The sequence below is a fragment of the Pseudomonas sp. PIC25 genome (genome assembly GCF_002286785.1).
Lineage (GTDB): Bacteria > Pseudomonadota > Gammaproteobacteria > Pseudomonadales > Pseudomonadaceae > Pseudomonas_M.
In genome coordinates, this window is record NZ_MUJY01000115.1 from 1 (window position 1) to 6,033 (window position 6,033).

General features: G+C 65.9%; 11 protein-coding genes. All 11 read left to right on the top strand.

Annotated features, from left to right (window positions below; translation table 11 throughout):
- Positions 1–75: 75 nt before the first annotated feature.
- Complete coding sequence (locus tag BZL41_RS13685) at positions 76–1,191, top strand: DUF2586 domain-containing protein (protein WP_095599806.1); 1,116 nt, start codon at positions 76–78, stop codon at positions 1,189–1,191.
- Positions 1,192–1,194: 3 nt separating this feature from the next.
- Positions 1,195–1,644 (top strand): phage protein, encoded by a 450-nt coding sequence (locus BZL41_RS13690; RefSeq protein ID WP_095599807.1) that lies wholly within the window; start codon positions 1,195–1,197, stop codon positions 1,642–1,644.
- Positions 1,644–1,856: a TraR/DksA C4-type zinc finger protein gene (locus BZL41_RS13695; protein ID WP_095599808.1), complete on the top strand. Its 213-nt coding sequence runs from the start codon at positions 1,644–1,646 to the stop codon at positions 1,854–1,856. The genes BZL41_RS13690 and BZL41_RS13695 overlap by 1 nt, the downstream gene beginning before the upstream one ends.
- The gene (locus tag BZL41_RS13700; RefSeq protein WP_095599809.1) at positions 1,853–2,245 is read left to right on the top strand and encodes a D-Ala-D-Ala carboxypeptidase family metallohydrolase; all 393 of its coding nucleotides are present in this window, start codon (positions 1,853–1,855) and stop codon (positions 2,243–2,245) included. Before BZL41_RS13695 ends, BZL41_RS13700 begins: the two co-directional genes overlap by 4 nt.
- Positions 2,245–2,466 (top strand): hypothetical protein, encoded by a 222-nt coding sequence (locus BZL41_RS13705; protein WP_095599810.1) that lies wholly within the window; start codon positions 2,245–2,247, stop codon positions 2,464–2,466. Before BZL41_RS13700 ends, BZL41_RS13705 begins: the two co-directional genes overlap by 1 nt.
- The gene (locus BZL41_RS13710; protein ID WP_095599811.1) at positions 2,456–2,818 is read left to right on the top strand and encodes a DUF1353 domain-containing protein; all 363 of its coding nucleotides are present in this window, start codon (positions 2,456–2,458) and stop codon (positions 2,816–2,818) included. Before BZL41_RS13705 ends, BZL41_RS13710 begins: the two co-directional genes overlap by 11 nt.
- On the top strand, positions 2,818–3,078 hold the full coding sequence (locus BZL41_RS13715) for a hypothetical protein (RefSeq protein WP_095599812.1): 261 nt from the start codon (positions 2,818–2,820) through the stop codon (positions 3,076–3,078). The genes BZL41_RS13710 and BZL41_RS13715 overlap by 1 nt, the downstream gene beginning before the upstream one ends.
- Positions 3,075–3,362 carry a putative phage tail assembly chaperone gene (locus BZL41_RS13720; RefSeq protein ID WP_095599813.1) on the top strand — a complete coding sequence of 96 codons (288 nt, stop codon included), beginning with the start codon at positions 3,075–3,077 and terminating at the stop codon, positions 3,360–3,362. Before BZL41_RS13715 ends, BZL41_RS13720 begins: the two co-directional genes overlap by 4 nt.
- A 23-nt stretch (positions 3,363–3,385) precedes the next feature.
- Positions 3,386–3,526: a hypothetical protein gene (locus BZL41_RS28540; RefSeq protein WP_168191000.1), complete on the top strand. Its 141-nt coding sequence runs from the start codon at positions 3,386–3,388 to the stop codon at positions 3,524–3,526.
- A 16-nt stretch (positions 3,527–3,542) separates the two neighbouring features.
- Positions 3,543–4,268, top strand: coding sequence for a site-specific DNA-methyltransferase (locus BZL41_RS13725; protein WP_095599814.1), 726 nt, complete (start codon positions 3,543–3,545; stop codon positions 4,266–4,268).
- Between the two features lie 7 nt (positions 4,269–4,275).
- The coding region (locus tag BZL41_RS13730) for a phage tail tape measure protein (protein ID WP_095599815.1) at positions 4,276–6,033 on the top strand (1,758 nt) is incomplete at its 3' end.

The following is a 6,033-nucleotide window of genomic DNA, read 5'->3' on the forward strand; positions in this document are numbered from 1 at the left end:
CCGCAGGACGTGGGCGACATCGTGCGCACCGTGCTGCAACAGACCCTCAACGCACCCCGATAGCGAGGCCTCGGCATGGCTCAAGGCAAAGTCAGCGTCAATAACCTGAACCTGGGGCAAGGCCCGGTGACGGAGATCGAGCGCTACTTTCTTTTCATCGGCCCGGCGGCGAAGAACGCCGGCAAGCTGATCCCGTTGAACACCCAGAGCGACCTGGATACCGAGCTGGGCATTCCCGCCAGCGACCTGAAAACCCAGATCACCGCCGCCCGCCTCAATGGTGGGGACCGCTGGGCGTGCATGGCGGCCCCGATTGCCGCCGACGGCAGTTGGGAAGATGCCCTGGACAAGGCCATGCGGGAAGGCGTGTCGGTGGAAGCCGTCGTCGTCACCGCCCCTGTGACCAGCGGCGCCGCCCTCACCGCCATGCACGACAAGGCCGTGTCGATCAACGGCACCTATGGCCGCCGCCTGTTCTTCATGGCGTCCACCGCAGGCATCACCGCGATACAGGACTGGGCCGGCTATCTGGCCGAGCAGCGCGCCATCATCGACGGTATCGCCGCACCGCGTGTCCTGGTCGTGCCGCAACTGCACGGCAATGACCTCGGCGTGCTGGCGGGCCGTCTGGCCAATGCCGCCGTGAGCATCGCCGACAGCCCCATGCGCGTGGCAACCGGACCTCTGCTGGGTCTGGGCAGCACGCCGCAGGATGCGTCCGGCGAGCCGTTGCCGTCCGCCATCCTGGCCGAGCTGGACCGCGCCCGCTTCTCGGTCCCGCAGACCTATCCGGACTATCCGGGCGTGTTCTGGGGCGATGCCAACATGCTGGACGCCCCGGGCTCGGACTTTCAGGTGGTGGAGTACCTGCGCATCACCGACAAGGCTGCCCGCCGCGTCCGCATCCTGCTGATCCAGCGGGTCGGCGACCGCAAGCTGAACAACACCCCCAACAGCATGGCGGCGAACAAGTCGGCGCTGATGCGCCCGCTGCGCGAGATGGCGCGCTCGGTGACGTTCGCCAACCAGCAATTCCCCGGCGACATCGAGTCGCCGAAGGACGACGACATCACCCTGGTGTGGATGAGCAAGACCAAGGTCGAGGCCTACATCAAGGTCCGCCCCTACAACTGCCCCAAAGACCTGACCGCGAACATTGCCCTGGACCTGTCCAGCGGCGACGAGGAGTAACCCATGGCCCGAATCGGCGGCATGAACTTCGACGTGAACCTGGGCGACCTGCTGGTTCACGTCGAGAAAGTCACCCTGGATATCACCGACAACACGGCGGTGGCGCAGACCGGCGGCGTACCGGATGGCCATGTGGACGGCGACGTGTCGGCCAGCGGCGAATTCGAGTTGGACAGCGCGAACCTGTCCCTGTTGATCGAGGCCGCCCGGCGTGCCGGCAGCTTCCGCAAGCTGGATCCGGTGGATGCGGTTTTCTTCGCCCAGGCCGGCGATGACGAACTGCGCGTGGAGGCCTTTGGCTGCAAGTTGAAGGTTTCCAGCCTGCTGGACATCGATCCCAAGGGTGGGAAGAAGACCACCCACAAGGTGCCGTTCGACGTCACCAGCCCGGACTTCATCCGCATCAACGGCGTGCCCTACCTCGACGCCAGCGAGATCGAGGGCCTGCGCTGATGGTGGATTGGATCGACCGGGCCCAGGCCGTCCAGGAGCTGACGCTGCGCGTGGCCCTCGACGCACAGCGCCAGGCCGCCCGCCCCATCGGTCCCAGCCTGACCCACTGCGAGGAATGCGGAGACGAGATTCCCGCCCAGCGCCAGGCGCTGGGCAGCATCACCCGCTGCGTCCCGTGCCAATCCACCTTTGAGCGAGAAAACCGCCGATGAAGACGAGTCCCTGGCCGAACTTCGGCCTGGCTGAGCTGCGCTGCAAGTGTGGCCGATGCGGCAGCGATGGCACCGAGATGGATCCGGCATTCATGGCTGAGTTGCAGAAGCTGCGCACGCTGTACGGCAAGCCCATGACGCTGAGCAGCGCCTACCGCTGCCCGCGCCATCCCGTGGAAGCGAAGAAGGGCGAGCCCGGCGAGCACACCACCGGCCAGGCCGTCGACGTCGCCTGCCGTGGCGCCGAGGCGCTGCAGATCCTGCGTCTGGCGCTTTCCCTGAAATTCACCCGCGTGGGCATCAGCCAGAAAGGTGCGGCGCGGTTCATCCACCTGGGCATGGCGCCGGCCGGTGGCCGTTTCCCCAGCCCGGCTATCTGGAGCTACTGATGAAAAAGCCCCTGTCTCTTGCCTTGGTGTTCACATCCGCCGCGGCTGTGGCGTTGTTTGCTGGCTGCAGCAGCAACGGCGTGATCGGTAGCACTGCCGCCACGTTGGTGGCGCGCTACTGCGCCGCTCCCGAGATCGGCCGCGCAGCGCTGCGCGAAGTCATCGCCACCAGCACCGCACCGAACCGGATCCGCGTGGAGTGCGCCGCCGATGCCCTTTGAGAGTGACCTGGAGCTGCGGCACCGCCCAGGCCATGAGCGCTGGGAAGTGATCCGCCCGTTGCAGTACCGCGCCCGCGACGGTCGCCTGATCGTCGTTCCGGTCGGCTATCGCACCGACCTGGCCAGCGTGCCGCGTCTGGCCTGGCGCATCGTGCCGCGTGACCACGATCAGGCCCGCCGGCCGGCGGTGGTTCACGACCATATCTACACCGACCTGACGCACCGCTTCACCAAGGCCGAGGCCGACCGGATCTTCTACGACGCGCTGCAGGAGGAAGGCATGCCCAAGCCCCTGGCCTGGCTCATGTACTGCGCCGTTCGCCTCGGCGGTCGTGGCAACTGGGGGCGCTGATGGAGCTTCCCACCATGGCCGTGAGCGTGTTGCTGATGCTGACCGAGCTGGTCCTGACGGGCGTGATCACGTTCCAGGTGTACCTGTTCCGGCAGATCAGCGCAGCGCGCCGGGAGCACCTGGAATTCCGGATCGAGGTCGCCGAGCGCTACGTGCGTGCGGAGTACATCGACAAGGCCATGGAGAAGCTGGAAGACCGACTCGAACAACGCTTGCAGAACCTTTTCAACCAACCGACACCAAGGAAAAACCGCACATGAGCGAACGCCGTGAAATCACCCTGGAAATCGCAGGGCAGGACTTCACCTTCACCCTGACACCGCAGGACGTGACCAAGTATTTCAACGCCGTGACGCCAAACAACAAGGTGGCCCCCTCGCACAACCTGCTGACCACCACGGCCAAACCGGAGCACCTGGCCGCCCTGCGCCCGCACCTGGCCAATCCGATGCTGACGATGAAGGTGGCCGGCGCCGTCCTGGAGGAATACGCGCCGGACGTCGAGGTGACCGTAAAAAAGCCCTCGCCCGTGCTGAACGACTGACCGAGGACGCCCTGGGCCAACTGATGGCCCTGGTCGAACGCTGGCTCCCTGGCGCGCCGCCCACGGCAGACAACCTGGGCACCGCCAAATGGCTTGAAGACGAACACTGGCGCCGCATGGAGATTGCCGTTGCCAACGGCATCGCCCAGGCCCTGAATGGATAGATGTAAGGAATTCCGAATGACGACGAACCAGCTGTATCACGGCGACTGCCTCCGCTTTCTGGCAACGCTCGGTGATGAGTCCGTCGATGCGTTGATCACCGATCCGCCGTACTCCAGCGGAGGTTTGCATGCGAGCGCTCGCCAGCAATGCCCGTCGAGCAAATACATAGGCTCGGACGGCAAGAAATGGAACGAATTCGTAGGCGACAACCGCGACCAGCGGTCCCAGCTCGCCTGGTATGTGCTGTGGCTGTCCGAGGCCCACCGGATCCTCAAGGCGGGATCACCGGTTTGCCTGTTCACCGACTGGCGGCAACTGCCGCTGACTACCGACGCCCTGCAGGCGGCCGGCTTTATCTGGCGCGGCATCACCGTTTGGGACAAGACCGAGGCCAGCCGCCCGGTTCCGGGACGTTTCCGCTCCCAGGCCGAATACATCGTGTGGGGCAGCAAGGGAGCCATGCCCCTGAACCGTGCCGCCCCGGTGCTGCCGGGCGTGATCCGCGAGCCGGTACGCAAGGCCGACAAGTTCCACATGACCGGCAAGCCCACGGCGCTGATGCGCCAGGTGGTCAAGATTTGCGAACGCGGCGGCGTTGTGCTGGACCCGTTCGCCGGATCCGGCACCACGCTGGTGGCGGCAGCCATGGAAGGCTTCGGCTGGTTGGGCAGCGAAATGCTCAAGCACAACATCACCGTCACGCAGGAGCGCCTCGGCGCCCTGCTGCCGCCGGCCGCATAAGTTCGCCATGGCAGCCACCACCAACCACCTGGACTTTATCCTGCGCCTGGTCGATCAGGTCTCCGCGCCTGCGGCGAAGGTCGGCAAGCAGCTGCAGGACGTCGCCGAGGTCGGCAAGACCGGGTTCGTCCAGATGGGCGCCGGTGTGGCCGGCGTCGTCGGTGCGGTGTACACCCTGCAGCAGTCGATGGCGCCCGCCATCGACCAGCAGCGGGCGCTGGGCGAGGTAGAGTCGCTGGGCGTCGCCCAGGACGCCCTGGAGCAGTTGAACCGCAAATCGCTGGCCTTTTCCATCGCCTACGGAGAGAGCGCCCAGGCCTTCGTCCGCTCGGCCTACGACATCCAGTCCGCTATCGCCGGCCTGACCGGCGAACAGCTTTCCGCCTTCACCAACGCCTCCAACGTGCTGGCGAAAGCGACCAAGGCGGATGCCGCCACGGTCACCAGCTACGTCGGAACCATGTACGGGATCTTCAAGCAGCAGGCTGACGCCATGGGCAAGGCCGAATGGGTGGAGAACCTGACGGGGCAGACGGCGCTGGCGGTGCAGATGTTCAAGACCACCGGCCAGCAGATGAGCGACGCCTTCACTGCCGTGGGGGCGAACGCCACCGCCGCCGGCATCGGACTGACGGAGCAGGTTGCGATCCTCGGCACCCTGCAGGCGACGATGAGCGGCGGCGAGGCAGGCACCAAGTACAAGGCATTCCTGGCCGGCGTAGGTGGCGCACAGGAAAAGCTCGGCCTGCAGTTCACCGACAGCCAGGGTCGCCTGCTGCCGATGCTGGACATCCTGGACAAGTTGAAAGCCAAGTTCGGCGACACCCTGACCGTCGCCGAGTCAGATGCGCTGAAACAGGCCTTCGGCTCCGACGAGGCCGTGTCTCTGATCAAGCTGCTGATGAACGACACGGCAGGCCTGACCAACAGCATGGAGCAACTGGGCAAGGTCAGGGGCATGGAACAGGCCGAAAAGATGGCCAGGGCGATGGTGGATCCCTGGGCGCGCTTCGGCGCCTTGGTGGAGGCGATCCGCATCACCTTCGGCCAGGTACTGCTGCCGGTGCTGAACCCGCTGATCGAGCGCCTGGTGGAAGCGGGCACGACCTTGCAGCGCTGGGTCGTGATGTTTCCGAACATCAGCCGCTGGCTGGGCTACATCACCCTCGGCGTGCTGGGCCTGGTCGCCGCAGCGGGCGGTCTGACCGTCCTGGGCGGCCTGTTCAGCGTGCTGTCGGTACTGGCCAGTCCCATCGCCCTGGTCGTGCTCGGCGTCGTCGCCCTGGTGGCGGCCGTTGGCGCGGCGATTATCTGGTGGGACGAGCTGAAGGCCGCGTTCGGCGACACGGCTTGGTTCCAGGCGCTGATGACGATCGTCACGCCCGTGGTGCTGGCCTTCAAGGTCTGGTGGGCGGTAATGGGCCTGCTGTGGGAGGCCGGCAAACAGCTCTGGGCCTGGGGCGTCGAGTTCGTCACCTGGTTGGCATCGTTCGAGACCGCGACCAGCACCGCCACGGCGATCTGGGAAGGCCTGCTGTGGGCGTTCACCAACCTGTCGCCCTTCGCCCTGCTGGGCAAGGCCTTGAAAGGCCTGATCGCGCTGCTGAACACGATCCCGGGCGTCGAGATCGATACCCACTTTGCCGACCTGCCAACGCCTCCGGCCGCTGGCGAAGTGATGGACGTGGCGGAGCGCTCCGGCGCGGCGCAAAGAGCCCAGCAAACGATCAACGCCGCCATTCCCAGCCTTTCTCCTTCACGCGCC